This is a genomic window from Nocardiopsis potens DSM 45234 (assembly GCF_000341105.1).
Lineage (GTDB): Bacteria > Actinomycetota > Actinomycetes > Streptosporangiales > Streptosporangiaceae > Nocardiopsis_A > Nocardiopsis_A potens.
Genome location: NZ_ANBB01000027.1, coordinates 101,774 through 127,652, shown reverse-complemented (window position 1 = coordinate 127,652; position 25,879 = coordinate 101,774). Strand labels below are relative to the sequence as shown.

21 protein-coding genes are annotated in these 25,879 nt (G+C 76.5%); 11 read left to right on the top strand and 10 right to left on the bottom strand.

What is annotated here, in order from left to right:
- The first annotated feature begins 130 nt into the window (after positions 1-130).
- Both D459_RS0110975 and D459_RS0110970 read left to right on the top strand, forming a co-directional pair.
- Entirely contained in the window at positions 131-1,459 is a 1,329-nt protein-coding gene (locus tag D459_RS0110975; protein ID WP_017593055.1) for an MFS transporter, read from the top strand.
- A gap of 88 nt (positions 1,460-1,547) precedes the next feature.
- Positions 1,548-2,723 (top strand): alpha-hydroxy-acid oxidizing protein, encoded by a 1,176-nt coding sequence (locus D459_RS0110970; protein WP_017593054.1) that lies wholly within the window; start codon positions 1,548-1,550, stop codon positions 2,721-2,723.
- Between the two features lie 51 nt (positions 2,724-2,774).
- Here D459_RS0110970 and D459_RS0110965 read toward each other — a convergent pair whose 3' ends face one another.
- The gene (locus D459_RS0110965) at positions 2,775-3,509 is read right to left on the bottom strand and encodes a PIG-L deacetylase family protein (RefSeq protein WP_020380126.1); all 735 of its coding nucleotides are present in this window, start codon (positions 3,507-3,509) and stop codon (positions 2,775-2,777) included.
- 630 nt (positions 3,510-4,139) lie between these two features.
- Here D459_RS0110965 and D459_RS0110960 point away from each other — a divergent pair.
- Positions 4,140-4,664, top strand: coding sequence for a DUF1062 domain-containing protein (locus D459_RS0110960; protein ID WP_017593052.1), 525 nt, complete (start codon positions 4,140-4,142; stop codon positions 4,662-4,664).
- Positions 4,665-4,733: 69 nt separating this feature from the next.
- On the opposite strand, the gene D459_RS0110955 is transcribed toward D459_RS0110960, so the two are convergent.
- The gene (locus D459_RS0110955) at positions 4,734-5,561 is read right to left on the bottom strand and encodes a nitroreductase/quinone reductase family protein (protein ID WP_017593051.1); all 828 of its coding nucleotides are present in this window, start codon (positions 5,559-5,561) and stop codon (positions 4,734-4,736) included.
- Positions 5,562-6,331: 770 nt separating this feature from the next.
- On the opposite strand from D459_RS0110955, the gene D459_RS37350 reads away from it, so the two are divergent.
- Positions 6,332-7,840, top strand: a complete 1,509-nt coding sequence (locus D459_RS37350; RefSeq protein ID WP_017593050.1) for an SIP domain-containing protein — start codon at positions 6,332-6,334, stop codon at positions 7,838-7,840.
- A gap of 399 nt (positions 7,841-8,239) precedes the next feature.
- Positions 8,240-8,671 carry a hypothetical protein gene (locus D459_RS0110945; RefSeq protein ID WP_017593049.1) on the top strand — a complete coding sequence of 144 codons (432 nt, stop codon included), beginning with the start codon at positions 8,240-8,242 and terminating at the stop codon, positions 8,669-8,671.
- A gap of 25 nt (positions 8,672-8,696) precedes the next feature.
- On the opposite strand, the gene D459_RS0110940 is transcribed toward D459_RS0110945, so the two are convergent.
- Positions 8,697-10,967 carry an LLM class flavin-dependent oxidoreductase gene (locus tag D459_RS0110940; protein ID WP_017593048.1) on the bottom strand — a complete coding sequence of 757 codons (2,271 nt, stop codon included), beginning with the start codon at positions 10,965-10,967 and terminating at the stop codon, positions 8,697-8,699.
- A gap of 112 nt (positions 10,968-11,079) precedes the next feature.
- Here D459_RS0110940 and D459_RS0110935 point away from each other — a divergent pair, with 112 nt between their 5' ends.
- From D459_RS0110935 to D459_RS0110925, 3 genes are all read left to right on the top strand, one after another.
- Positions 11,080-11,616, top strand: coding sequence for a MarR family winged helix-turn-helix transcriptional regulator (locus D459_RS0110935; RefSeq protein WP_017593047.1), 537 nt, complete (start codon positions 11,080-11,082; stop codon positions 11,614-11,616).
- A gap of 141 nt (positions 11,617-11,757) precedes the next feature.
- Positions 11,758-12,351: a DUF4291 domain-containing protein gene (locus tag D459_RS0110930; RefSeq protein WP_017593046.1), complete on the top strand. Its 594-nt coding sequence runs from the start codon at positions 11,758-11,760 to the stop codon at positions 12,349-12,351.
- 112 nt (positions 12,352-12,463) lie between these two features.
- Entirely contained in the window at positions 12,464-13,381 is a 918-nt protein-coding gene (locus D459_RS0110925; protein ID WP_017593045.1) for a LysR family transcriptional regulator, read from the top strand.
- Positions 13,382-13,499: 118 nt separating this feature from the next.
- On the opposite strand, the gene D459_RS37345 is transcribed toward D459_RS0110925, so the two are convergent.
- From D459_RS37345 to D459_RS0110910, 3 genes are all read right to left on the bottom strand, one after another.
- Positions 13,500-15,563 carry a serine/threonine-protein kinase gene (locus D459_RS37345; protein WP_051065402.1) on the bottom strand — a complete coding sequence of 688 codons (2,064 nt, stop codon included), beginning with the start codon at positions 15,561-15,563 and terminating at the stop codon, positions 13,500-13,502.
- A 257-nt stretch (positions 15,564-15,820) separates the two neighbouring features.
- A complete protein-coding gene (gene mmuM / locus D459_RS0110915; RefSeq protein WP_017593044.1) occupies positions 15,821-16,714 on the bottom strand; it encodes a homocysteine S-methyltransferase in 894 nt (297 codons plus the stop codon).
- Between the two features lie 98 nt (positions 16,715-16,812).
- Complete coding sequence (locus D459_RS0110910; protein WP_017593043.1) at positions 16,813-17,250, bottom strand: VOC family protein; 438 nt, start codon at positions 17,248-17,250, stop codon at positions 16,813-16,815.
- A gap of 34 nt (positions 17,251-17,284) precedes the next feature.
- On the opposite strand from D459_RS0110910, the gene D459_RS37340 reads away from it, so the two are divergent.
- Entirely contained in the window at positions 17,285-18,049 is a 765-nt protein-coding gene (locus tag D459_RS37340) for a helix-turn-helix domain-containing protein (protein WP_017593042.1), read from the top strand.
- Positions 18,050-19,785: 1,736 nt separating this feature from the next.
- On the opposite strand, the gene D459_RS0110900 is transcribed toward D459_RS37340, so the two are convergent.
- Positions 19,786-20,772 carry a GlxA family transcriptional regulator gene (locus tag D459_RS0110900; RefSeq protein ID WP_026120277.1) on the bottom strand — a complete coding sequence of 329 codons (987 nt, stop codon included), beginning with the start codon at positions 20,770-20,772 and terminating at the stop codon, positions 19,786-19,788.
- A 52-nt stretch (positions 20,773-20,824) separates the two neighbouring features.
- Here D459_RS0110900 and D459_RS0110895 point away from each other — a divergent pair, with 52 nt between their 5' ends.
- The gene (locus D459_RS0110895) at positions 20,825-21,223 is read left to right on the top strand and encodes a cupin domain-containing protein (protein WP_020380125.1); all 399 of its coding nucleotides are present in this window, start codon (positions 20,825-20,827) and stop codon (positions 21,221-21,223) included.
- 121 nt (positions 21,224-21,344) lie between these two features.
- A complete protein-coding gene (locus tag D459_RS33590) occupies positions 21,345-21,764 on the top strand; it encodes a hypothetical protein (protein ID WP_020380124.1) in 420 nt (139 codons plus the stop codon).
- Positions 21,765-22,003: 239 nt separating this feature from the next.
- Here D459_RS33590 and D459_RS0110885 read toward each other — a convergent pair whose 3' ends face one another.
- The 3 genes from D459_RS0110885 to D459_RS0110875 form a co-directional block, all read right to left on the bottom strand.
- A complete protein-coding gene (locus tag D459_RS0110885; RefSeq protein WP_017593038.1) occupies positions 22,004-22,411 on the bottom strand; it encodes a DnaJ family domain-containing protein in 408 nt (135 codons plus the stop codon).
- 227 nt (positions 22,412-22,638) lie between these two features.
- Positions 22,639-24,192: an aldehyde dehydrogenase family protein gene (locus D459_RS0110880; RefSeq protein ID WP_026120276.1), complete on the bottom strand. Its 1,554-nt coding sequence runs from the start codon at positions 24,190-24,192 to the stop codon at positions 22,639-22,641.
- 76 nt (positions 24,193-24,268) lie between these two features.
- Entirely contained in the window at positions 24,269-25,747 is a 1,479-nt protein-coding gene (locus D459_RS0110875; protein WP_017593036.1) for an alanine/glycine:cation symporter family protein, read from the bottom strand.
- Positions 25,748-25,879: the final 132 nt, after the last annotated feature.

Genomic DNA, 25,879 nt, shown 5'->3' with positions numbered 1-25,879 from the left:
GGGAGGGGGAAGGCGGCCGCCGGGGCGGCGATCTTGACACGGTGAGACCTGCGCCACAGACTTCCTGCGGAGAGCGCGGCGCCGGCCCGCGCCTCCCCCTCCCCGGTCCGCACCCCCCTTGGAGCCAGGCATGGCCGCACCCCGGATGACCCGGCAGCAGCGCCGGGTCGCCATGGCCACGACGGTCGGCACGACCATCGAGTGGTACGACTTCTTCATCTACGCCAACGCCGTCGCCCTGGTCTTCGGCGGCCTCTTCTTCTCCCCGCTGGAGGGGCCGCTGCAGCAGCTCGTCCCGTTCGCCACCATCGGGATCAGCTTCCTGGTGCGGCCGCTGGGCGCCGCGCTGATGGGCCGGCTCGGCGACCGGTACGGCCGCCGGGCGGTGCTGGTCCTGACCCTGGTGCTGATGGGCGCGGCCACCACCCTCATCGGCGTGCTGCCCACCTACGCCTCGATCGGGGCCGCCGCGCCGGTCCTGCTGGTGCTGCTCCGGGTGGTGCAGGGCTTCTCCGCGGGCGGCGAGTGGGCGGGGGCGGCGCTGATGGCCGTCGAGCACGCCCCGGCCGACCGGCGCGGCCGGTTCGGGTCCTTCCCCCAGCTGGGCGTGCCCGCCGGGATGCTGCTCGCCGCGGCGGTCAGCGCCGCGGTCATCATGCCGCTGGGCGAGGAGCGGTACCTGGAGTGGGGCTGGCGGATCCCGTTCCTGCTCAGCATCGTGCTGCTGGCCCTGGGGCACTACATCCGCCGCAGGGTGGAGGAGAGCCCGGTCTTCTCCGAGATGGAGGAGTCGGCGGCCACCGAGCACGCGCCGCTGAGCACCCTGTTCCGCCGCCACCCGGTGAAGGTGCTGCAGGCCTCGCTGGTCTTCGTGGGCAACAACGGCGCCGGGTACATGCTGGTCGGCGGGTACCTGCTCAACTACGGGACGACCCGGCTCGGCCTGGACAGCTCGCTGATGCTCAACATGCTCATGGCGGGCTCGGTGGCGTGGTTCGCCTCCACCTGGTACGGGGCGGTGCTGTCGGACCGGCTGGGCCGGCCCCGGACGATCGGCGGCGGCTACGGCCTGCTGCTGCTCTGGCTGTTCCCGATGTTCTGGCTGATCGGCACCGGCGAGGTCGCGCTCGTGCTGCTGGCGCTGGTGGTCTTCGGGCTGCTGCTGGGGCTGTCCTACGGGGCGCTGTCGGCGATGTACGCCGAGCACTTCCCCGCCTCGATCCGGCTCAGCGGCGCCTCGATCAGCTACGCCCTGGGCGCCATCCTCGGCGGCGCGTTCGTGCCCGCCGTCTCGGTCTGGCTGGAGGACGAGTTCAACAGCGTGCTGGCGGTCGCCGCCTACCTGGCGGTGCTGGTGGCGGTGAGCGGGGCGACCGCGATGACCTTCGCCGACCGGCGCGGAGCGGACCTGACCCACCGCGGCGGCGAGGGCGCCCCCGACCCCGCCGGGCACCGCTGACCTCCGGGGCGGGGCGGCGCCCTGCCGAACGCGGCCCCGCCTCCACCACCGCCCCGGAACCGTCCGGGGCCCGACGGAAAGGCGGCCCATGGCCCCCGGTCCCAGCGGATACGGCGACTACCAGAACGAGATCTACGCCGCGGGCATGAGCGGCCGACCGCCGCGGTTCCCGATGGCCTTCACCGAGCTGGAGGCCCGGGCCCGGGCCTCGATGGACCCCGCGGTGTTCGCCTACGTCGCCGGCGGCGCCGGTGCGGAGCACACCCAGAACGCCAACACCGCCGCCTTCCGGCGGTGGGGGCTGATGCCGCGGATGTTCGTCGGCGCCGCCGAGCGCGACCTCTCCGTGGAGCTGTTCGGGCTGGCCCTGCCCTCACCGCTGTTCCTGGCGCCCATCGGCGTGCTCGGCGTCTGCGCGCAGGACGGGCAGGGGGACCTGGCGGCCGCGCGGGCCGCCGCCCGGACCGGGGTCCCGATGACCGCGTCGACCCTGTCCGCCGCCCCGATGGAGGAGCTGGTCCCCGAGTTCGGCGGCACCCCCGGCTTCTTCCAGCTGTACACCCCGACCGACCGGGAACTCGCTGAGAGCCTGGTGCACCGCGCCGAGAAGGCCGGGTTCGCGGCGATCACGGTCACCCTGGATACCTGGGTCACCGGCTGGCGGCCGCGCGACCTGGCCACCGGGAACCTCCTCCCGCTGCGCGGCGGGGTCCTGGCCAACTACCTGGCCGACCCGGTCTTCCGGTCCCGGCTGGCCCGTCCGCCGGAGGAGGACCCGGTGGCGGCGGCACTGCACTGGGCGCAGATCTTCGGCAACCCCCTCACCTGGGACGACCTGCCGTGGCTGCGCTCCCTCACCTCGCTGCCGCTGATCGTCAAGGGCCTGTGCCACCCGGATGACGTGCGGCGCGCCCGGGACGGCGGGGTGGACGGGGTGTACTGCTCCAACCACGGCGGCCGGCAGGCCGACGGCGGCCTCCCCGCGCTGGACGCGCTGCCCGGGGTGGTCGAGGCCGCCGAAGGGCTCCCGGTGCTGTTCGACTCCGGGGTGCGCAGCGGCGCCGACGCGGTCAAGGCGCTCGCACTGGGCGCCACCGCGGTGGGCGTGGGCCGCCCGGTCGCCTACGGCGCGGCCGTCGGCGGCGCGGACGGCGTGGAGCACGTGGTCCGCTCGCTGCTGGCCGAGGCCGACCTGCTGATGGCGGTGGACGGCTACCGGACCCCGGCCGAGCTCACCCCCGACGCCCTGCGCCGGGTGCCGTGAGCGCGGTGCGGGGCCGGTGCGGGACCGTCCCGGCCCTGCACCGGAGGCCCGTCAGACCCCGATGACCTCGAACGGCACCGCGTAGTCCGCGCCGACCCGCGCGCCGGTCCGCTCGGCGTTGCCGCGCAGCAGCGCCGGGTGGTCGAAGCCCTCCAGCGCCCCCATGTACGCCTCGTGGGCGTCGAGCGAGGCGATGCCGGTCTCCAGCTCCTTCTCGGTGAAGGGCGTGTAGTGGGTGCTGCGCGGGGAACCGGAGAAGGCGGCGAACCGGACCCCCTTCCACGGGGCCAGCCCCTCCTCCGCCAGCTCCGGGAAGACCCACCGGTTGGCGGCGTCGCGCACCGCGTCCAGCAGCGCCGGGCCGAGCACCCGGTGGTCGGCGTGGTTGTAGAAGTCCGCGCCGTCGAAGGCCTCCCGGAAGTTGATGGAGACGACGACGTCGGGCCGGTGGGCGCGGATCGCCCGGGCCAGCGCGCGGCGCAGGTCGAGCCCGTACTCCAGGGTGCCGTCCGGGAAGTCGAGGAACTCGACCCCGCTCGCCCCGACCACCCGGGCCGCGGCGAGCTGCTCCTCGGTGCGCAGCGGACCGGCCTCGGCGGGGTGCACCGAGTCGATCCCGGCCTCGCCCCGGGTCACCAGCAGCTCGGTGACCTCCTTGCCCTGCCCGGTCCACCGCGCGATCGCCGACGCCGTCCCGAACTCCAGGTCGTCGGGGTGCGCCACCACTGCCAGGGCCCGGTTCCAGTCCTCGTCGAGCTGCTGCAGAGACACCTTTTCTTCGGCCATGCACCGAACTCTAGTGCGCCCGGCCCGCACGGGGGGCCCAGGGACCTCCCCCGGCGCCGCCCGGTGACCGCTTGCGGCCATTCCCGCGGCGTTTCCGGAGGCGATTCCGCATTTCACCGCCGGCACGCTCCGCGCCGGACCGACCAGTCGGCTCCCACCGCCGCCTTCGCTGCCTGCTTGAACCCCGACCCCGTGGGGCGCCGCGCCCGACCGACTGGCCGGTCCCCTCCCTGCCCTCGCCGCCCGCTTGAACCCCCGCTCCGTGGGGCGCCGCGCTCGGGTGGGGTGTCCGCCCTGTCCTCGCTGCTGCCGGCGTCGCCCCTTCCCTTCTCTTGGTGTGCGGTGTTGCGGCGGACACCGGAAACCTCGGGGCGCCTCAGAGAGCGACAACGCCGAGATCAACGGCCTGGGGCGGGCGGGAAAACGGGTGGACCCCGCCGGAGTGCTCGCCTAGCCTGGTGCCTCCCCTATGTGAGGACTCCGCGCACATGATGCCGCCCGCTCTCTGAACCTGACGCTTCCCGCGCATCGGCCGCCGGCGACGCCGTCGCCGGCTCTCTTTCCCATGCTCCACGTCGGTTTTTCAGAGAGATCATGTCTTCACTTCCTCATACCGCACCGTCCTGGGCCGTGCGGCGGACCCGCCTGCCCCTGATCGGGCTGGAGTGCGCGGTCTGCCCGTCCGACCGCCTCACCATCGGCGACGGGAGGTTCCGCGCCGTCTCCGACGGCAGGCTCTTCAGCGCCTGGCTCCTGGTCGACTGCGTCGCCTGCGGTCAGACCGGAAAGCTCCGGGTGCACAGGCGCGTCCCGGTCCGATCGCTGCCCGCCGACCTGCTGGACGGCTACTGGAACGATTCGCCTTCGCTCGCCGTGGAAACCCTCCTCGATCCGTCGTTCGCGCAGCGCAACCGGTTCGAGCTCGACTGGGACGGGCGCTGGGAGCTCCATGCGCCTCCCGTCCTCGAGGACCAGGGGCCGCTCCGGATCGCGGTCGCCTTCGACGACCCCGTTCCGGTCCGCCCTGAACGGCTCATCGCCCATGGGCTGGGCATCAGCCGCGGCGAGGTGGTCCGCCGGGTCGAGGCCGACGTCCCGCTGAAGCGCAGGACGAAGCAGGGCTTCTCGTTCGTCCTGGCAGAGCCGGACCTGTAGGGGCGGGCCCGCCGCCGGGCTCCGGCGGCCGGTGAGGGCGCGGGCCTCCCGGCCGCCGGGGCCGGGAGGTCACGCCCCGTCGAGGAGCGCGGTGAGCCACCGCTCCTCCTCGTCGAAGTGGGCGCCCAGGTCGGCGATGAGCCGGTCCACCTCGGCCAGCACCGCCTCCCCCTCGCCGCCGGGGTCGGAGACGGCCTCCTTCAGGGCGGCGATCATCGCGGCCACCTTCTCGTGCTCGGCGGCGAACCGGTCCAGCTGCGGCCGGATCTCGGGGTGGCGCTCGGCCAGCGCCGGGAACATCATGGTGTCCTCGCCGGTGTGGTGGGCGTGCACCCCCCGGCAGAGCGCCAGGCAGTTGGCGCGCAGCTGCGCGCCGAGGGCGCCCGGGCCGGACCGGGCCACCTCGGCGCGGATCAGCTCCAGCTCCCGGCGGATCCCGGCGTGCGCCGCGGCGAGGAACTCGCCGCCGGACACCTGCGGCGGCTCCACCGAGACGGTGGTCAGCGCGACCACCGGGAGCACCCGGGAGGTGCGCGCCTGGTATTCGCCCCAGCCGGGGTCGGCCTCGACCGCGCGGGCGAAGAGCCGGTCCCGCTCCTCCCCCTCCAGGACGGCCGCCCGGGCGCGGTGCACGAAGAGCCCGTCCTCGACGGTGACCTCGGGGTCGGCGAGGATGTTGCGATACCAGGCGGGGTGCCGGTCGGAGCCCATCGCGGAGGCGATGACCAGGGTGCGGTCGCCGTCCGGCAGGGCGCCCAGCGGGACGGTGTGCGGCCGGCCGCTGCGCGCGCCGGTGGTGGTGAGCAGCAGCAGCCGGGCGCCTTCGAACATGCCGCCCACGCGCCCGTTGTTGGCGCGGAATTCCTCGATGACGGAACGGTTGAAATCCAGGGTCAAGAAAGTCTCTCCTTTTTCGGGAATGCTCAAGGGAACCGGCGCAATGCGCAGCACGGAGCAGCCGTTTTCCACGGGAAAGGGAAACGGGGAACGGCGGCGCGGCCGGTGAAAGGTGAAGGACGGCGCGGCGCGGGGACGCCCGCGGAGCGCGGCACGGCAGGGTCGGAGCAGAACCGGAACCCGGCCGGAAACGCGAATCACCGCGCTGGACGGTGCGGCGGAGCCTGCACCGGGCGCGCAGAGCGCGCACGCGCGGCGGCGATCAGATCTTCTTTATGAGGCCCATGTCGGTGACCACATCTCCAAGGTAAGGCGCCGGCCGCGCCCGCCGTTCACTCGGTCGGGGCAGCACGACACGGATCTGATTATCGGGACCGCAATTCGCCGCTGTCAAGTCGGGGGCGGATTTCCCGCGCACCGCCGATTCGGTTCCGCCCCCGATCCGGTTCCGCCGCCGGGCGCGCCCGCGCCGCACCCCGCCGCGCGGCGGCCTCCGCTCCGGCCGCGCGCCGCCCTCCCCGCCGGCCGGTCCGGGTCGGCCGGCGGGGAGGGCGGCGCCGACCCGGGACCGCGGTTCGAGACTTTCCCCGCCCCTATCCCCCGCGACCCGGACGGCACTGGAAAAAGTCTCAAATAGCAGTTCAATGAAACAATGGAAGGCAGAGGCTCCGGGCCCGCCCTGGCCAGGCCGGTCCGCACGCCCTCCTTTCCTTCTTCTTCGCTCCGAGCCCCTCCGGGAGACAGCCGTGGCACGTCAGCTTCCCGTCCGCATGCTCCGAACCGCCGCCGTCCGGCGCCTGAGCCCGCACATGGTCCGGGTCACCTTCGACGGCCCCGACCTGGCCGACCTCTCCGTCCGGCGGCCCGACTCGCAGGTGAAACTGCTCTTCCCCCGCCCCGGGCAGGACCGGCCCGTGCTGCCCGAGGCCCCCGCCGAGGGCGGCGCGATGGGCTGGTACTCCGCCTTCACCGCGCTGCCCGAGCAGGTGCGGCCGTGGATGCGCAGCTACACCCTGCGCTCCCACGACCCCGCCGCCGGCACCGCCGACATCGACTTCGTCCTGCACGGCGCCGAGGGCGGCGGCCCGGACGACGGGCCCGCCACCCGCTGGGCCCGCACCGCCGCGCCCGGGGACCTGCTGGGCATGTTCGGCCCCTCGGACGAGTTCGCCGCGCCCCTCGCGATCGAGCGGGCCTTCGGCACCGGCGCCCGCATCCTGCTGGCCGGGGACGACACCGCGCTGCCGGCGATCGGCACCGTGCTGGAGCACCTGCCCGCGGGCACCCGCGCCTCGGTGTTCGCCGAGGTCGCCGACGCCGAGGACGAGATCGGCCTGCCCCTCCCCGAGGGGGCCGAGGTGCACTGGGCGCACCGCGGGCGGCACGTCCGGCCCGGTTCGGGCACGGCCCTGCTGGACGCGGTCCGCGCCGCAGACCTGGGCGGCGGCCCGCTCTTCGCCTGGCTGGCCGGCGAGGCGGGCGCCGTCCGGTCGCTCCGCCGCCACCTGGTCGGCGAGCGCGGCGCCGACAAGCGCTCCATCGACTTCACCGGCTACTGGCGGCGGCGGCTGACCCAGGACGACGCCCCCACCGAGGAGGACATGGCCGAGGCGCGGGAGCGGCTCGCCCTGGCCGAACCGGAGAATGCCTCGGCGGAGGCCGCGGAGCCGGCGCCCTCGCCGGCCCGGGCCGCCTTCGACGGCGCCTACTCCTCCGGGGCCGCGCCCTGGGAGACCGGCCGCCCGCAGCCCGCGGTGGTCGGGCTGGAGAAGGACGGGCTGGTCCGCGGGGCCGTGCTGGACGTCGGCTGCGGCACCGGGGAGAACGCCCTGCACCTGGCGGAGCGCGGCCACGACGTGGTCGGCGTCGACTTCTCCCCGGCCGCGCTGGAGCGGGCGCGGGCCAAGGCCGCCGCCCGGGGCGCGCGGGTCCGGTTCGAGCAGGCCGACGCGCTGGACCTGCCCGCCGGCCGGGACTACGACACGGTCGTGGACAGCGCGCTGTTCCACGTCTTCGACGCCGGGGAGCGGCCCCGCTACACCGCCTCGCTGCACCGGGTCTGCCGGCCCGGCGGGCGGGTGCACGTGCTCGCCCTCTCCGACGAGGGCCCCGGTTTCGGCCCGCAGGTCGGGGCGGAGGCGATCCGGGAGGCGTTCGGCGAGGGGTGGGAGCTGGAGCGCCTGGAGCGCACCGGCTACGAGGGGGTGACCGGTCCGGAGGGGTCCCCGGAGCGGCTGGGGACGCTTCCCGCCTGGCTCGCCACCGCCCGCCGGCTCTGACGGGCCCGCGCGGGGGCGGACACGCCCGCGCTCCGGCCGGCGGCCGGCCGGAGCGCGGGCCCCACGCCTTGGGCACCCGTCGACGGCGGGAACGCGGGTGCCCCTCGGGGGATCAGGACCGTGTCAGGAGGGCGCCCTCCGCTCCGGCGGCGCGGCACCGGGTGCGGTGGACGGTCGGGCTCATGGCGGCTCCATCCGGTGTACGAGTGTTCAGCCTCGACGACCGATGTTGTCGATTCTGACTCACATATCGCTTTATGTCTACAGAATGTCGCACACCGTGAGCGTTTTCGGCGGCCTTCCCTCCGCCGGGGCGCCCGTCCCCGCCCCGACCGGCGCTCCGCCCGGCCCTCCGGAGACCGGGCCCGCGCCGAGGGGGCGGCCCCGTAGGGTGCGGGCATGCCGCCGACCCGCCTCACCCTCGCCTCCGGCCGCCCGGTCGAGCTCACCGAGCTGCGGCTCACCTCGACCTACGGCGCCATGCCGGAGGGCTACCCGTGCGGGCCGGTCAACGAGATGCGGATCCGGGGGCTCCTGCGGGCCGCCGAGGACGCCTTCCCGTCCGCACCGGTCCACCTCGTCCCCCCTTCCCGCACCTACCCGGACCAGAGCCCGGGCGGGTTCGGCCCGGTCGAGCTGCTGCCCGCGGTGGCCTGCACCGGCTCCTTCCGCTCGGCGCCGGTCGGGCCCGGCCGCGACCCGGCGCTGTACCGCTCCTCCCTCACCGTCGTCTGGTTCCAGGGCGCCCCGGAGGCCCCCTCCGCCGCCCGCGCCGACCCGGCCCTCCGCGGCCTCCGCTGGGAGGAGCTGGCCCGGGACCTGGAGATCTAGCGGGGGCGGGCGGGGCGGGTGCGCGCTAGCGGTCCGCGGGCGGGATCGGGAAGTTGGTGGAGAAGACCTGGTCCGGGTCGTAGCGGCGCTTGAGGTCGCGCAGCCGGGACAGGGCCGGCTCGGGGAAGGCCCGGCGCAGCACCTCGGGGCCGGTGCCGGTCTCGAAGCTCAGGTACATGCCGTCGGTGAGCGGGAGCAGCGCCTCCCAGGCCCGCTCCATCGCCGGGACGCGCGGGCCGGCGCCGATCGCGGCCAGGGAGAAGTTCTGGTGCCGGTGCGGGTAGGCGGTGGCGTCCGGCGCGACGTCGTTGACGGCGCCGCCCACCGCGCGGATGTGCACGCCCAGGCTCTGCCCCGACCCGGCGACCGCGGCGACCCCTTCGGCCGCCTCCGCGGTGAGGTGGTCCAGCAGGGCCGAGCGCATCACCGGCTCGGCGGCGCCGCGGTGCGGCCCGTGCCCGGCGGGCATCAGCGCCCGGTAGGGGGCCAGCACCGCCTGCTGGTCCAGGACCGGGCCGACGGCCATGAGCGGGGCGAGGGCCTTGCCCGCGGCCTCGACGTCGTCGCCGGCGTAGACCGCCTGGACGCCGGCGACGGGCCCCGATCCGCGGCGGCCGGGGAGCAGCCGCAGGAACGAGGTGAGCTCGCGCGGCGCCTCCTCCACCGCCGCCCCCCAGGCCTGCAGCAGGCCGGCGGTGTCGGCGGCGTCCATCGCGAAGTCGGCGAAGACCACCTCGCCGATCTCCTGGGCGTAGAGCTCGACCGAGGCGACCAGGCCCATGTTGGCGCCCGCGCCGCGCACCGCCCACAGCAGGTCGGGGTCGGTGCCGGCGTCGGCCCGCACCCGGGTCCCGTCGGCCAGCACCACCTCGGCCGCCGCCAGGTGGTCGATGGTCAGCCCGTGCCGGCGCGCGGTCCAGCCGAGGCCGCCGGTGATGGCCAGGCCCCCCACCCCGACGCCGCCGTGGTCGCCGGAGCCGATCGCGAGGCCGTGCGGGGCGAGCGCCGCGGCGACCTCGCTCCACCGGGCGCCGGCGCCGATCCGCACCAGCCCGGACCCGCGGTCCAGCAGCTCCACCCGGTTCATCCGGGACAGGTCGAGGAGCACGCCGCCGTCGCCGGTGGAGCGGCCGCTGATGCCGTGCCCGCCGCTGCGCACGGCGAGCGGGGCCCGCTGCTCGCGGGCGTAGCGCAGCGCCTCGGCGGCCTGGTCGGCGTCGGCGGGGCGCAGCACCAGGCCGGGCGAGCCGGAGCGCATGTAGGTGTGCCGGACCCGGTCGTACTCCCGGTCGCCGGGTTCGACCGCGCCGGGGGCGAGCGAGTCCGGCACCGCGTCGTAGTCGATGCCGTCCCGGCGGGCGGCGCGGGCCCGGGCGGGCCGGGCGCCGGCGGGCCGGGCCGGGGCGGTGCGCTCCCGGGCGGCGGCCTCGCGCAGCGCCGGGGCGACCTCCTCGCCGTACCGCCGGATCTGCCCGGGGTCGTCGGTGGCCAGGAAGAACGCGGAGAAGCCGTGTTCGGTGACGAGCGGCAGCAGCTCGTCCACCCACTGCTCGGGCGGGCCCTGCAGGAAGCCGCGCGAGGCCGGGCCGATCTCGGCGCCGGTCAGGTTGAGCAGCCGGCGGACCTCGCCGGGGGCGCGGCCGGCCTCCCGGGCGGCGGCGTCGACGACCCGGTTGCCCTCGGCCAGCGCGGCGAGGTCGGCGTAGCCCAGCGAGGGCAGCCAGCCGTCGGCCTTGCGCCCGGTGAGCCGCTGCATGCGGGGCTTGTAGGCGCCGACCCAGAGGCCGATGCCGTGGGCGGGGGCGGGGCCGCGCTTGGCGCCGGACACCCGGTGGTGCTCGCCGCCGGCCCGGGCGCCGCCCCGGGCTCCGGCGTCCCACAGCGCGCGGATCACGTCGATCGCCTGGTCCAGCGCGTCGACGGCCTGGCCGGGGGTCAGCCGCCTGCCGCCCATCGCCTCGATGGCGTCCCAGAACGCGCCGGAGCCCAGGGCCAGCTCCACCCGACCGCCGGAGAGCAGGTCCAGGGAGGCGGCGGCGCGGGCGGTGACCGAGGGCGTGCGCAGCGGCAGGTTGAGCACGTTGGGGGCGATGCGCAGCCGCTCGGTGCTCGCGGCGACCCAGCTCAGCAGGGTCCAGGTGTCCAGGTGGCGCGGCTGGTAGGGGTGGTCCTGGAAGGTGGCGAAGTCCAGTCCGGCCCGCTCGGTGGCCTGGGCGCGGGCGACCGTCGCGGCGGGGTCGGCGGCGTCCGGGGTGATGAACGTGCCGAACAGCAGGTCGTGGCCGTAGTCGGGCATGGCGGGTCCCTTCCGCGCTCCGCCGGGGGCCGTCCCCGGCAACTGCGTTGCTCAGCAGATAATATTCCAGCCAACCTATTTCCTGGTCCGGGTATTCCGGTACGATCGCGCTATGGCCGAAACCGGTGTCCAGCACGGCACCCCGCAGACCGGCGCCGCCCCGGGAGACCTCGGCTGGGCGCTGGCCGTGCTGCTCCGCCGCTGGCACGAGGCGGCCGAGTTCGTCCTGTCCGACCTCCCCGAGGGCAGCCGCGGCTACCACGTGCTCTCCGCCGTCGCCGAGCGCGACCTGCCCACCCAGGCCGCGCTCGCCGCGCACCTGGGCATCGACCGCACCGTGATGACCTACGTGCTGGACACCCTGGAATCGGCCGGCCTGGTCGAGCGCGTCCCGGCCCCCGGGGACCGCCGCGCCCGGCGCATCGTGGCCACCGGGCACGGCCGCTCGGTCCTCTCCGACGCCGCCCGCCGCGTCGCCCGCGCCCAGCAGGCCGTCCTGGCCGCCCTCGGCGACGACGAGCAGGCCCTCCTGGGCGACCTGGCCCACCGCGCCGCCCTCTACGTCCGGGCCGACTCCCCGCACATCGACCCCTGCGCCGCCATCCGCTCCGTCCTCGCCGCCGACGGCCTGGGCCCCGGCGCCCCCTGAGGACCGAGGAGCACCGAGGACCTCCCCGCCTGCGGCAACGACCGAGGCGCGGACCCTAGGACCCCCGAGAGGGAGCCCCGCCGCCGGGCGGCGGCCGGTTATCCGGTGGCGCACGCCGGGCCGAATCCGCACACTGTCCCCGTGACAGAACCCGAACACCGCATCCGCGCCCGCCGCACCGACACCACCGTCACCGTCTACCAGGCCTACGCCCCGGAGATCGGCCTGCCCGCGGCCCGGGAGGGCGCCTTCCCCGCCGCCTGGAAGCGGGACCGGATGACCTGGATCAAGCCGTCCTTCCTCTGGATGATGTACCGGTGCGGGTGGACCACCAAGGAGAGGCAGGAGACCGTCCTCGCGGTCGAGATCACCCGCGAGGGCTTCGAGTGGGCGCTGGAGCGCGCCTGCCTGTCCCACTACGCGCCCGGGCTGCACGCCGACCGGGACGACTGGAGGCGGCGACTGCACCGGGCCCCGGCCCGCGTCCAGTGGGACCCCGAACGCGACCTGCTCCTCCGGCCCCTCCCCCACCGCTCGCTGCAGCTCGGGCTCGCCGGCGAGGCCGCCCGCCGCTACGCCGACGAGTGGACGGTCTCCATCACCGACGCGACCGCCCTCGCCCGCGAGATCCACCGGCATGTGCGCGACGGCGACCTGGAGGCCGCCCGCCGGCTCCTCCCCGAAGAGACCCCCTACCCCGAGCCGGACGGGCTCCTGGACCACCTGCGCCGGTGAGCGCGGCCGCCCCGGCGCGGCGCCCTCCGGCCCGGCATGGCAGGCTCAGGGGACCCCGGGCGGCGGCCGCCGCCCGCATGCACCGAGCACTCGGAAAGACCCGGTGAGCAGGATGGCCGAACCCCCGGCGCCGCCGCGCTTCTCGCTCCGGCAGCTCGCCTACTTCGTCGCGATCGCCGAAGCGGGCACCCTCAGCGAGGCCGCGGCGCGGCTGCGCATCTCCCAGCCCGCCGTCTCCCTGGCCCTCAACGACCTGGAGCGCGCGCTCAAGGTGCAGCTGTGCGTGCGGCGCAAGGCGCACGGCATCACCCTCACCCCGTCGGGGTCGAGCCTGCTCGTCCGGGCCCGCCGGCTGCTGCGCGAGGCCGAGGACCTGGAGGCCGAGGCCAGCGGGGCCGGCACCCTCACCGGGGTGCTCTCCCTGGGCTGCTACGTCACCCTCGCCCCCGCCGTGCTGCCACCGCTGCTCCAGGGGTTCGCCGCCCTGCACCCCGAGGTCACCGTCGACTTCGCCGAGGACACCCAGGACGTTCTGCAGCGCCGGCTGCTCCGCGGCGAACTGGACCTCGCCGTCGTCTACGACATGGACGTCATGCCGGAGATGGCGCGCACCGTGCTGTTCTCGGTGCGGCCGCACGTGCTGCTGCCCGCCGGCCACCCCGCCGCCGACCTGCCCGAGGTGTCCCTGCGCGACCTGGCCGAGGAGCCCATGGTCCTGCTCGACACCGCTCCCAGCGCCCACCACACCCTCTCGCTCTTCCACCGCTTCGGCGTCGTCCCCCGGGTCCGGCACCGGCCCACCACCTACGAGACCGCGCGCGCCCTGATCGGCCGCGGCATGGGCTACGGCATCCTGGTCCAGCGGCCCGCCCACGACCGCACCCACGAGGGCCTGCGGGTCGTGGTCAAGGAGATCGCCGACCCCATCCGCGCCGAACCGGTGCTGCTGGCGTGGCCCCGGCACATGAGCCTGAACCACCGCGCCCGGGAGTTCCTCCGCTTCTGCGAGTCCCGCGGCGGTCTCGGCTGAGGCTCCCGGGCGGCCGCCCGGCCCCTGGCGGAGGCGGGGCGCGGCCGCCGGTCCCGCCGGCCCGGGGCGGGCCGCCCGCACGCGCCAGGACCCCGGAAGGCCCCTGAACCGGCCCGGCTCACACCGCGCAGCGGTCCCCGCGCCCCAGGCCGCTCTCCCGGAACGGGACCGGGCGGGACCGCTTGCTCATCTCCCACCCCGTGGCGTACAGGCCGGGGCTCTTCTCGAAGAACCGCTCCTGCCACAGCGCGGCCTCCGCCACCAGGCCGGGCAGCCCGTTCTCCTCGGCCTCCGCCCGGCTCGCCTCCAGCAGGCCGCTGACCTCCCCGGAGGTGGTGATCCGGTCGTACCAGGCCGAGTGGGCCGCCGCCCCCGGCGTGGACGGGCCCGAGGGCGAACCGCTCACCGTGCCCGACGCCGGGGCCGGCCCGACATCCACGTCGGCGTGGCCCAGCGACGCCCACACCACCCGCGCCAGCAGGATCTGCGCCGAGATCCGCCCCCGCTGGTCGCCGGCCTGCCCGCTCAGCTTGGCCGCCCGCCGCGCGTTGGCCAGCACCAGCGACAGCTCCCAGCCCTCCTTCTCCGGGCCGGTGTGGATGCCCACCGCCATGTTCACCGCCATCACCGCGTGGAACCGGGTCTGCCCGGCGATCCGCCGCGCCCGCGCCTCCCACCACCGGGCCTCCCGGCCCAGTCCCTGGTAGGCCCCGATCGCCTGGGAGAAGGCGTCCACCGCCCGCTCCGACTCCCCCGCCTCGCTCAGCACCTGCCCCAGCACCAGCCGGGTGCGGGCGCACTCCCGCCCCTGGCCCGCCTCGGCGAACAGCTCCAGCGACCGCTCCGCCAGCGCCACCCGCTCGTGCACCTCCCACGGGCGCCCGCGCGCCGGCGCCTGCCGGCGCCGCCCCACCAGCCCCGCCAGGTGGCCGCGGGACGGCTCGCCCCACAGGGTCCCGTGGTCCAGCAGCGCCAGACCGCGCAGGCAGCGCGCCAGGTGCAGCCGCTGCCCGGTCGCCTCGAACCGGGCGCGCAGCCCCTCCAGGTGCCGCCACGCCTCGGGGTGCCGTCCGGCCACGTTGTGCAGGTCGCCCAGGAGGATCCGGCCGTAGTCGGCCCGGCCCGCGTCACCGCCGCGGGCGAACGCGGCGATCGCCGAGCGCAGCGGCCCCTCCGCGCCCTCGGCGTCGCCGTCCAGCAGCCGTTGCCCCGCCGCGGCGAGGAGCGCCGGCGCCCGCTGCGCGGGCGCGTCCGACGCGCCGTCCGGCGGCGCCTGGAACGGCACCTTCGCGGCCCGAGTGGAGACGGGCTCGGTCCCCTCCGGGCCGGGCGGGCGCACCGGCACCGTGTGCACCGTCGCCGGCGCCACCGGGGGCTCCGGCGGCGCGGCCGCCCCCACCAGCATGTCCACCAGCGCCCGGGCGGTCGGCCGCCGATCGGGGTCCTTCGCCAGACAGGCCGCGGCCAGCGCCCGCAGCTCCCCGCTCAGCCCGCCCAGCACCGGCGCCCCGCTGAGCACCCGGAGCATCCGGGCGTACTCGTTGTCGCCGGGGAACGCCGCCGCCCCGGTGCCCGCGAAGACCATCGTCGCGCCCCACGCGAAGACGTCGGCCTTGCCGGTGACCGGGCGGTCGCCCTGCTGCTCCTCCAGCTGCTCGGGGGACATGTAGCCGACCGTGCCCACCGGGGCGGTGCCGGCCGCGCCCACCTCGGCCAACCGCGCCACCCCGAAGTCGATCACCCGCGGCCCGTCCTCGCCGAGGATGATGTTGTCCGGCTTGAAGTCCCGGTGCACCACCCCGGCGGCGTGGATCGCGGCCAGCGCGGTCGCGGTGTGCACCGCCAGCCGCTCCAGGTCGGCGCCCCGGCGCGGCCCCTCCCGCTCCACCGCCGAGCGCAGCGTCGGCCCCTCCACGTACTCCGAGGCGATCCAGGGGCGCGGCGCGTCCGGGTCGGCCGCCAGCACCGCCGCGGTGCAGAAGCCCCGCACCCCCTGCGCCGCCACCACCTCGCGGCGGAACAGCTCGCGCGCCCGGGGGTCGCCGACCATGTGCGGGTGGAGCTCCTTGACCGCGGCCCGGCGCCCGCGGGGGTCGACGCCCAGGTGCACGGTGCCGAACCCGCCCCGGCCGAGCTCCCGGTAGAGGACGAATTCGCCGAGTCGCCTGGGCTCCTTCGTCATGCTCTCCCCTATCGGCTGCCGCGCCCGGTTCCGCCCGCCGCCGGAGCCGGCACCGCCCAATGGCCACGTCCCAGAAATCAACCCTAATGGCCGAAGCGGCGCCCGAGCAGCCTCATGCGTGTTCCGCAACCCCCTCACAGCCGGGAAACCAGCAGGTCAGCGCCGAAAGAAAAGGAATTCCCGGAAAAACCGGAGCGGTCCGGCGGCCACCCTCGGCACAACCGCCGCGCGTCCGGTCCGGGCCATTCCGTTGCGTTTCACGCAATCCGTTCGCGGATTCGGCGGATGTGCTCGGGGCCGGTCCGGCAGCAGCCGCCGACCAGCCGCGCGCCGGCCCGCACCCACTCCTCCGCGCGGGGGCCGAACTCCTCGGGGGCGCCGCGGCCGTTCCACTCCCGCCGCTCGGCGTCCCAGGACTCCCCGGAGTTGGGGTAGGCCACCGCCGGCAGCCCGCTGCCCCGCACCGCCCCGCGCACCAGCCCCGGCACGTACTCGGGCGCCGTGCAGTTCACCCCCACCGCGACCACCTGCGGCAGCCCGGCGAACACCGCCGCCGCCTCGGCGATCGGCGTCCCGTCGCTGATGTGCCCGGCGTCGCGGCCGGAGAAGCTCACCCAGGCGCGCACCCCCGGCGTCTCGCGCACCAGCTCGGCCAGCGCCCGCGCCTCCGCGCAGGAGGGGATCGTCTCGCACGCCAGCAGGTCGGCGCCGGAGCCGGCGAGCAGGTGCCAGCGGTCCCGGTGCCAGTCGGCGAGCTCCCCGGCGCCCAGCCCGTAGTCGCCGGTGTACTCCGAGCCGTCGGCCAGCGCCGCCCCGTAGGGGCCGACGCTCGCCGCGACCAGCCCGCCGCCCGCCTCGTCCCGGGCCTGCTCGGCGAGGCGGACCGAGAGCCGCAGCAGCCCCTCGGCCTCCGCCCGCGGCACCCCCCGCCGCTCGAACGCCGCGGTACTGGCCTGGTAGCTCGCCGAGACCGCGATGTCGGCCCCGGCCTCGAAGAACTCCCGGTGCACCCGCCGGATCAGCCCGGGGTCGTCCCGCAGCAGCCGGGCCGACCACAGCTCGTCGGAGAGGTCGCACCCGTGGTGCTCCAGCCGGGTCGCCAACCCGCCGTCGATGACCAGGACGTCGCGATCGCCGAAGAGGGAGTCCATGCCCCCACTCTAGGTCTCCGGCGCCGGGCCCGCCGGGCGCGGCGCCCGTCCTCCCGGGAGGGGAGGGCGGGCACCGGAGCCCGGTCACTCCGCCCCGGTCACTCCACCTCGGTCAGGCGCACCGTCCCGTCGGCCGCCACGCTCCAGCCGGGGTTGTGGCAGACCTCCCAGACCAGCCCGCACGGGTCGGCGAAATGGCCGTGGTAGCCGCCGAACGCCGCCTTCTTCGGCGCCTTGACCAGCCGTGCCCCCGCCCGCACCGCCCGCTCGACCACCGCGTCGACCTCGGCCGGGGACGCGACGTTGTGCGACAGGGTCAGCCCCGACGGGCCGACCGGCGCACCGCTCCCCTCCATGTCCGCGGTGAACTTCTCCGCGTCGAAGAACCCCGCCACCAGGCCGCGGCCCACCTGGAAGAAGACGATCTCCCCGGGGACGTCCAGCAGCGGTGCCCACCCCAGGCCGTCGCGGTAGAACGCCCGCACCGCGTCCAGGTCCGGAGTGGACAGGGTGATGAAATCCAGTCGCTGTTCCATGGGTCGATAATGGGACCGGAAGGGGGCGCGCGTCTTGAACGAAGCGGACACCGGGCCCGCCTCGGTCTACACCGAGCACCGCCCCGGCCGCCCCGACCCGCTCATCGCCTGCCGGCGGGAGCAGCGCATCGGCGCCGCCCCCGGCGGCCACCCCCAGCGGGTCCTCCCGGACGCCTGCGCCGACCTCATCGTCACCGACGGCGGGGCCGCGCGCCTGGCCGGCCCGACCGCCGACCCCGCCGTGCCGCTGCTGGCCCCGCACACCCGCATCCGCGGCCTGCGGCTGCGCACCTCCGCCATCGGCCCCGCCCTGGGCCTCCCCGCCCACCTGGTCCGCGACGCCGACCTGCCACTGGACGCACTGCTGCCCCGCCCCGACGCCGAACGCCTCACCGAACAGATCTGGTCCGGCGCCCGCCCCGCCCTGCCCGCCGCCCCACCCGATCCGCGGGTGCGCGCCGCGCTGCGCGCCCTGTCCGAGCCCGGCGCCACCGCGGCCGGCGCCGCCCGCGCCGTCGGGCTGTCCGAGCGCCAGCTCCGCCGGCTCCTGCTCGACCACACCGGCCTGGGCCCCCGCGCCCTGCAGCGCACCGCCCGACTGCAGCGGTTCCTGCGCGCCGCCGACGCCGACCCCGGCCGCCCCCTTGCCGACCTGGCCCTCACCGCCGGCTACGCCGACCAGCCGCACCTGACCCGAGAGGTCCGCCGCATGTCCGGCCTCACCCCCGCCGCCCTCCTCGCCGAACGCACAGCCGCCACCCGACCTGGCCTCGGAGCCACACGACCCCCCACAGGGTGAAGGTTCAAGCCAACGGCGACGGCCCAGGAAGGGGCGGGGCCGGGCGCCTCACCCGGGTGCGGCACCCCACGGAGCGAAGGTTCAAGCGGGCGGCGACGGCGAGGAGGGGGGCCGGCCGGTCGGTTCGGCGCGGCGCCCCACCGGGCGGAGGCCCAAACCGGCGGCGACGGCGAGGGTAGGGCCGGGGCGCAGGCCCCACCCGAGCGCGGCGCCCCACGGAGCGAAGGTCCAGACAGGCAGCGACGGCGCAGGTAGGAACCAGGCCAGGCGCCCCACCCGGGCGCGGCGCCCCGCAGAGCGGAGGTTCAAACGGGCGGCGACGGCGGCGGTGGGGACCGGCCGGTCGGTTCGGCGCGGCGCCCCACGGGGCGAAGGCTCAAACCGGCGGCGACGGCGAGGGTAGGGCCGGGGCGCAGGCCTCACCCGGGCGCGGCGCCCCGGCGGTGCGGGTGGGCCTGCCCGCAGCAACCAGGGGGCCTTATCCCCTATGCCGGGTTCGCGGCGGGGAACGGGCGGAAGTGGGGGCGGCCTGCGCACCGCGAGAGCACCCCGATTACATCTACCAGCGAGTAGTAGCCCCCGAGGCTCCCACCACCCCCTCACCGATCACCCAGAGTGGCCAAAGCGGGGCCTCTCGGGAGGGCAAAAGCGACATCTCGCCCCCGCGCCGCCCCTGCCCGAGTTCCGGCCCCCTGCATCCCGGCCTTGCGGGCGGCTCGAACCCCTCACCACCGGCCCGACCGAGGCGATCCGGGCCTCTCGGGGGCCGATCCGGCCCAGGGTGCGCGCCCGGGAATCACCGGGGTGCTCTCGCGGTGCGCAGGGCGCCCCACCCCACCATCACCGTGGGTATTCACCCAGGTCAGAGAGGTGCAGCGGTTTCAGAGGCGGCCGGCCGCGCCGCCCGGGCGGCGCGGGCACGGCCACCCCGCCACCCCGGCCCGCCCCGACCACTCCCGCCCTGCTCTGCCGCACCCGACCGACCGGCCGGTCCCCACCGCCGCCCTCGCCGCCCGCTTGGCCCCTCACCCCGTGAGGCGCCGCGCCCGGGCGACCGCCTCCGCCCCGCCCCCACCTGCGCCGTCGCCGCCCGCTTGAACCTGCACTCCGTGGGGCGCCGCGCCCGACCGACCAGCCGGCACGCCCACCCACCCTCGCCGCCCGCCTGAACCGTCACTCCGCGAGGCACCGCGCCCGGGCGACCGCCTCCGCCCCGCCCCCACCCGCGCCGTCGCCGCCCGTCTTGACCCCCGCTTCGCGAGGCGCCGCACCCGACCGACCAGCCGGTCCCCACCGCCACCCTCGCCGCCCGCTTGGACCCTCACCCCGTGAGGCGCCGCGCCCGGGCGACTCCTGTACCCCGGCTCTACCGCCGCCCTCGCCGCCCGTTTGAACCCTCACCCTGTGGGGCCCGACACCCGGGCGATCGCCTCCGCCCCGCCCTCACCGCTTCCGTCGCCGCCTGCTTGAACCTGCACTCCGTGGGGCGCCGCGCCCGACCGACCAGCCGGTCCCCACCGCCGCCCTCGCCGCCCGCCTTAACCCCGACCCCGTGAGATGCCGCGCCCGGGTGGGGCGCCGGGCCCTGCCCCTGCCTACGCCGTCGCCGCTGCTCGGACCTTCGCCCCGTGGGGCGCCGCGCCGGACCGACCAGCCGGTCCCTCCTCCTGCCTTCGCTGCCCGTTTGCCCCCTCGCTCCGTGGGGCGCCGCGCCCCGGCAGAGCCGCTCGTCCGTACTACTCGGCCGGTCCCGGGACTTGTCCCTGCAAGGGGCCGAATCGGGACCGGTAGGCGGTCGGGGTCAGGCCGGTTCGGCGGCGCATCTGGATCCGGAGGTTGGCGCCGGTGCCCAGGCCGGACAGGTGTGCGATCCGCTCGGCACCGCGCTCGCCGCGTTCGATCAGGCGGCACGCCAGGCGGACCCGCTCCGCGGTCAGCCACTCCAGCGGCGTGGTGCCCAGCTCGGCGCGGAACCGCCGGTGCAGGGTCGCCCGCCCCACCCCCGCCCGCCGGGCCAGGTCGGCCACCGACAGCGGTCCGGCGGCCCGCTCCCGCGCCCACTCCAGCACCGGGCGCAGCGACGGGTCCGCGACCGCCGGCACCGGGGCCTCGATGAACTGGCGCTGCCCGCCGTCCCGCCGCCCCGAGAACACCAGCCGGCGCGACACCGACGCCGCGACCTCCGCCCCGTGGTCGCGCTCGACCAGGTACAGGCAGAGGTCCAGGGCCGCGGCGCTGCCCGCCGCGGTGAGCACGTCGCCCTCGTCGACGAAGAGCACCTCGGGGCGGAGGTCGACCCGCGGGTGGCGGGCCCGGAAGACCTCCGCCCACCGCCAGTGCGTCGTCGCCCGCCGGCCGTCCAGCACCCCCGCCTCGGCCAGGGTGAAAGCGCCCGTGCACAGGCTCACCAGCCGTGCGCCCCGCTCCGCCGCGCCGCGCACCGCCTCCAGTACCGCCGCCGAGGCCCCCGCCTCGGGGTCGGGCCGGTTGGGCACGATCACCGTGTCCGCGTCCTCCACCGCCTCCAGGCCGGTCGCCGACAGGGTGAAGGCGCCGCGGTGCATCCGCACCCGCGGGGCCGGGGCGCACACGGTGAACTCGTACCAGGGCACCGGCAGCTCGGGGCGGCGCAGCCCGAACAGCTCGGCGGCCACCCCCAGCTCGAACGGGTTCGACCCCTCGTCGACGATGGCGGCCACCCGGTGCGACGATCTTTTCGACATGGGCGATTCCTATCACTTCTCCCGGTGGCGGACCCCGGCGAGGATGGCCGGCATGAACCGTGAACCCATCGACCTCGGCGCCGCCCTGGCCCGCTTCGACCAGGCTTGGAGCCCGCGCATCGCCGCCCGCGTCAACGACTACGACGTGCGGATCGCCAGGGCCCGCGGCGAGCACGTGTGGCACGCCCACGACGACACCGACGAGTTCTTCCTCGTCCTCGACGGCGAGCTGCACATCGCGCTGCGCGAGGGCCCCGGCGGCGCGGAGCACACCGTGCGCCTGCCCGCGGGCTCGGTGTTCGTCGTGCCGCGCGGGGTCGAACACCGGCCGTCCTCGCCCGGCGGCGCCTCGATGCTGCTGTTCGAGCCGTCCGGCACCAGCACCGTCGGCGACCGGCACGACCCCGTCCCGGAGCACGTGCACGCCACCACCGGCCGCCCGCTGGACTGACCGGACCGTCCGGAGCCGCCGGAACGGCCGGTTCCGGACGTCCCTCCCGCTCCACCGCTCCCGTACGGCACAATGTCGGAGGAAATATACGGAAAGCCGCATACCGGGTGATGGAGGGGCCGTGCAACCGCAGTGGACCGGACCGCTGGCACCGCGGCTGACGCTTCAGGTGGACGCCACCTCGATCCCCGGAGTGAAGGGCGGCTGCCCCCTGATCGCCGAGGTCGACGGGCGCCGCTGGCAGCTGTCCGCCGGAAGCAACCCGCTGCCCGTCCCGCCCGGCGTCCGCACGCTGCGGGTCTGGTGCTCCTACTACGGGATCAAGGTCGGCACGGCCGAACTGACCGTTGACACCTCCGCCCCCTACCCGCTGCTCCTGCACTACGCCCCGCCGCTGACCATCTACAACCGGGGCGCCCTGGCACCCCACCCGGTGCCCCGCCCCGGCCGCGCCACCCTGGCGGGCATCCTGATCGGCGTGCCGATCGTGGTCCTGAGCGCGGTGGCGGTCCTGATCGCCCTCCGCCACCTGGCCGGGTAGCACCGGGGCGGCGCGTCGCAGAAAGCCGACCGGCACGGGCGGCATCGGCACCCCTACCGGCCCCTCCCGGCACCCCGGACCTGGCCCCGTCCGGGTCGCCGACGGGGTTCAAGCGTCCGCTCCACCCGACCGGCCCCTTCCCCGTGGCGGACCCGGCGGAGGCCGTCACCGACACGACGGTCTCGGCGCTGCGGCCCCGTCGACGCGCCCTGACGGAGTCGCAGCGTCGCGACCACCGCTCAGCGGCCCCGCCCGCTGCGCTCCCGCCACTCGGCGAGGACCTGCTCCACGTCGAACGGCATCATGTTCAGCGCCGGGCCCGACTGGGGCGTCTTCACCGTCTCGGTGATGGTCTCGTTGATCTCCTCGATGATCCGCCGCGCCTCGGCCTCGGTGCGGGCGCCGACCGCCGCCGCGCGGGCCTCCTCGGCCTCCTTGCGCACCTGGAGCGCGCGGGGCAGCGGCGCCACCCCCTCCTCCTGCACCTTCTTGCGGACCCACCACAGGTCGTCGCGGGGCCGGTCGATGTCCGGGATGGGCTTGCCGGCGCCGGGCAGGTCGTCGAACTCACCGCGCTCGGTCGCCTCGCGGATCATCTTGTCCACCCAGCTCTCGAACTCCATCCCCGCGGGCTTGCGCTCGGTCACGGCCGCTCTCCTCCCCTGCCGGCGGGCGGGGCGCCCCGCCCCTCACCACGACGGTAACTCCGCCCGGGAACGCCGTCCGGCCGGGGCCGCACGGCGCCACCGCACGGCGCCACCGCGCGGCCTCCGAACGACCTCCGAACGGTCTCCGAGCGGCCACCGGGTGCCGCCGGCATCAGCGCGGAGGGGGGAAGGCGGGAGACGGGGCGCTTCCCCGCCCCCTTCTCCCGTCAGCGGTCCCGGGCCGGGGCCAGGCGGCCGTCGATCCGGCGCGGGACGTCCGCCGGGCCGTCGCGCAGCTCGGCCGGGAGCGCCCATTCCGGTGCGTCCTGCCAGGTGACCGGGCGCAGGAACCGCCGGATCGCGCTCGCCCCCACCGAGCTGTGCGGGGCGCTCGCCGACGGCCACGGGCCGCCGTGCGTCTGCGCCCACGACACCCGCACCCCGGTCGGGAACCCGCCGAACACCACTCGCCCGGCCCGCTCCCGCAGCACCCCGGCCAGCTCGGCGGCGGCCCCGGCCTCCGCCTCCCCGTCGCAGTGCAGCGCCGCCGCCAGCGACCCCGGCACTCGGTCCAGCGCCGCCGCCAGCTCCTCCGCCCCCGCGTAGCGGACCAGCACCGTCAGCGGCCCGAAGCACTCCTCGGCCGCCTCCGCGCCGAACCGGCCGGCCGGCACCGACAGCAGCCGCGCCCCGGCCCGGAAGCCCTCCGCCCCCTGCCCGTCCCGCCCGGCGGCGAGCAGCCGCATCCCCGGCAGCCCGGCCAGCCGCTCGGCCGCCGCCAGGTAGGAGGCGCGCACGCCGGCGTTGAGCAGCACCGCCTCCCCCGCCTCGGCGAAGCCCGCGCGCACCGCCTCCACCAGCGCGTCGCCGTCCGGCCCGGCCGGCACGAACACCAGCCCCGGCTTGGTGCACAGCTGTCCGCCGGAGCCGGTCACCGAGGCGAGCAGCCCGGCCGCGATCCCGGCGGCGCGCGCCCGCGCCGCGCCCTCGGTGACCACCACCGGGTTGATCCCGGACAGCTCCCCGTAGAACGGGATCGGGTCCGGCCGGGCGGCGGCGATGTCCATCAGCGCCCGGCCGCCCGCCGCGGACCCGGTGAACCCGACCGCCCTGATCCTCGGGTCGGCCACCAGCGCCGCCCCGGCCTCCCGGCCGTGCACCAGCCCCAGCGCCCCCTCCGGCGCCCCGGCCCGCTCGGCCGCCCCGGCCAGCGCCTCGAACGCCAGCCGCGACGTCCGCGGGTGCGACTCGTGCGCCTTGACCACCACCGGGCAGCCCGCGGCAAGCGCCGACACCGTGTCGCCGCCGGGCACCGAGAACGCCAGCGGGAAGTTGGCCGCCCCGAACACCGCGACCGGGCCGATCGGCACCAGCATCCGCCGCAGGTCCGGCCCCGGCGGGGTGCCGCCCGCCCGGTCGATCGCCGCCTCCAGGTAGGACCCCTCCTCCAGCACCTCGGCGAAGTGCCGGGCCTGGTGCACGGTCCGGGTCAGCTCGCCGCCCAGCCGGTCGGCGCCCAGCGCCGTCTCCCCGTCGGCGGTCCGGACGATCTCGGCGCGCCGGGCCTCCAGCGCCTCCCCGGCGGCCCGCAGCAGGTCGGCCCGGAACGCCCGGCCGGCCCGGTCCAGGGCGGGGGCCGCCCGCGCGGCGGCCCGCGCGGCCGCCTCGGCCTCGGCGGGGGCGGAGAGCGGCACCGGTTCCCCGATCGGCCGGGCGGTACGGGGGTCGATGCCGGTCTCGGCGGCCACGGGCGCCCCCGTCCTTTCGTCTGCGCTGGTCATCGTGCTCCTTGTCGGGTGCCCCGGCCGGTTCCGGCCGGGGAGGGGGCGGCCCCGGGGCGGGGCCGCCGCGCGGTGGTCACGGTTCGCGGGGCGGTTCGGCGGGCCGCCGGGCGGTTCGGTGCGCCGGGGCGTCCTCGCCGCTCCAGTAGTCGGCGCCGCGGACGCCCGCCGCCTCGGGGTCGAAGACCGGGTCCAGGCCGCGGCGGCGCTGGGCGTCGTAGTCGCGCAGCGCGGCCAGGGCCGGCCGGGCCAGGAAGATCAGGCAGACCATGTTGACCCAGGCCAGCGAGGCGTAGCCGACGTCGCCGACGGCCCAGATCAGGTCGGCGGACTGCACCGAGGCGTACATGGTCACCGCGGTCATCGCCAGCCGCAGGGCGGTCCGGGCGGCGGGGCGCGGCGTCAGGTAGGCCAGGCTGGTGTCGGCGATGTAGAAGAAGGCGACCAGGGTGGTGAACGCGAACAGGGTGATCGCGGCGGCGACGAACAGCGGCCCCGCCCCGGGGAGCACCGAACTGACCGCCTCCTGGGTGAAGGCCGGGCCGGCCTCGGTGCCGGGCAGGTGCTCGGCGAGCGTCCGCCCGTCCTCGGTCCGCACGTTGTAGCTGCCGGTGACCACGATCATCAGGCCGGTGGCGGTGCACACCAGCAGGGTGTCGATGTAGATCGAGAATGCCTGCACCAGCCCCTGCTTGACCGGGTGCGAGACGTCGGCGGCGGCCGCCCCGTAGGTGCCCTCGCCGACGCCGGCCACGTTGGAGAACAGGGCGCGGCGCACGCCCCAGGCGACGGCGGCGCCGACGATCCCGCCGAACACCGCGTCGGTGCCGAAGGCGCTGCCCAGGACCAGCATCGCGGCGCCCGGCAGCGCCGGGGCGTTGGCGGCCAGCACCGCGACGGCGGCCAGCAGGTAGCCCGCCGCCATCACCGGGACCAGGGTGTCGGCGACGGCCACGATGCGCTTGCGCCCGCCGAAGACCACGTAGCCGAAGGCGGCGGTGAGGACGGCACCGGTGATCCACGGGTCGGTGCCGGTGGCGGTGTGCACCGCGGCGGTGATGTTGTTGGCCTGGACGCCGGGGGCGAGCAGCCCGTAGAGGGTGAGCGCGGTGAGCGCCGCGGCCGTGGCCAGCGGTTTCAGGCCGAGCCCGCGCTCGATGTAGTAGGGGATGCCGCCGCGGAACCGGCCGTCGGCCTTCCGCTTGTAGATCTGGGCGAGGGTCGATTCGATGAACGCGAGTGCGCCGCCGAGCAGCGCCATCACGCACATCCAGACCAGCGCGCCGGGGCCGCCGGCCGCGATCGCGGTGGCCACGCCGGCGATGTTGCCCACGCCGACCCGGCTGGACAGGGTGAGCATCAGCGCCTGGAAGGAGGAGACGCCCTCCTCGGCGTCCCGGCCGCCGCTCTTGCCCGCGCGGATCTGGCGGACCGCCTCGGGCAGCAGCCGGAACTGCACTCCCCTGGTGAGCACGGTGAGGACCAGGCCCAGCCCGAGGGCGAGCACCACCAGCGGGTTCCACAGCCAGTCGTTGATCGTGACGAGGATTTCCATTCGGACCAGCTCTCGGTCGTCCGAGGGAGGGCCCCGGGCCGGCGGCGGGCGCGGTCGGGCGCGCCCGGGCGCCGCGCTGCGCGGGGCCCGGTGGGGGGATGCGGCGCCGCGTCGGCGCCGGTGGCGGTGGCC

Bases quoted from the DNA above. Each gene is read 5' to 3' on its own strand.
- D459_RS0110880 (WP_026120276.1), bottom strand. From the start codon at position 24,192: ATGACCAGCGCAGACGAAAGGACGGGGGCGCCCGTGGCCGCCGAGACC.
- D459_RS37345 (WP_051065402.1), bottom strand. From the start codon at position 15,563: ATGACGAAGGAGCCCAGGCGACTCGGCGAATTCGTCCTCTACCGGGAG.
- D459_RS0110935 (WP_017593047.1), top strand. From the start codon at position 11,080: ATGGCCGAAACCGGTGTCCAGCACGGCACCCCGCAGACCGGCGCCGCC.
- mmuM (WP_017593044.1), bottom strand. From the start codon at position 16,714: ATGGACTCCCTCTTCGGCGATCGCGACGTCCTGGTCATCGACGGCGGG.
- D459_RS0110875 (WP_017593036.1), bottom strand. From the start codon at position 25,747: ATGGAAATCCTCGTCACGATCAACGACTGGCTGTGGAACCCGCTGGTG.
- D459_RS0110910 (WP_017593043.1), bottom strand. From the start codon at position 17,250: ATGGAACAGCGACTGGATTTCATCACCCTGTCCACTCCGGACCTGGAC.
- D459_RS0110965 (WP_020380126.1), bottom strand. From the start codon at position 3,509: ATGGCCGAAGAAAAGGTGTCTCTGCAGCAGCTCGACGAGGACTGGAAC.
- D459_RS0110895 (WP_020380125.1), top strand. From the start codon at position 20,825: ATGAACCGTGAACCCATCGACCTCGGCGCCGCCCTGGCCCGCTTCGAC.
- D459_RS0110945 (WP_017593049.1), top strand. From the start codon at position 8,240: ATGCCGCCGACCCGCCTCACCCTCGCCTCCGGCCGCCCGGTCGAGCTC.
- D459_RS0110925 (WP_017593045.1), top strand. From the start codon at position 12,464: ATGGCCGAACCCCCGGCGCCGCCGCGCTTCTCGCTCCGGCAGCTCGCC.
- D459_RS0110975 (WP_017593055.1), top strand. From the start codon at position 131: ATGGCCGCACCCCGGATGACCCGGCAGCAGCGCCGGGTCGCCATGGCC.
- D459_RS0110900 (WP_026120277.1), bottom strand. From the start codon at position 20,772: ATGTCGAAAAGATCGTCGCACCGGGTGGCCGCCATCGTCGACGAGGGG.
- D459_RS0110940 (WP_017593048.1), bottom strand. From the start codon at position 10,967: ATGCCCGACTACGGCCACGACCTGCTGTTCGGCACGTTCATCACCCCG.
- D459_RS37350 (WP_017593050.1), top strand. From the start codon at position 6,332: ATGCTCCGAACCGCCGCCGTCCGGCGCCTGAGCCCGCACATGGTCCGG.
- D459_RS0110970 (WP_017593054.1), top strand. From the start codon at position 1,548: ATGGCCCCCGGTCCCAGCGGATACGGCGACTACCAGAACGAGATCTAC.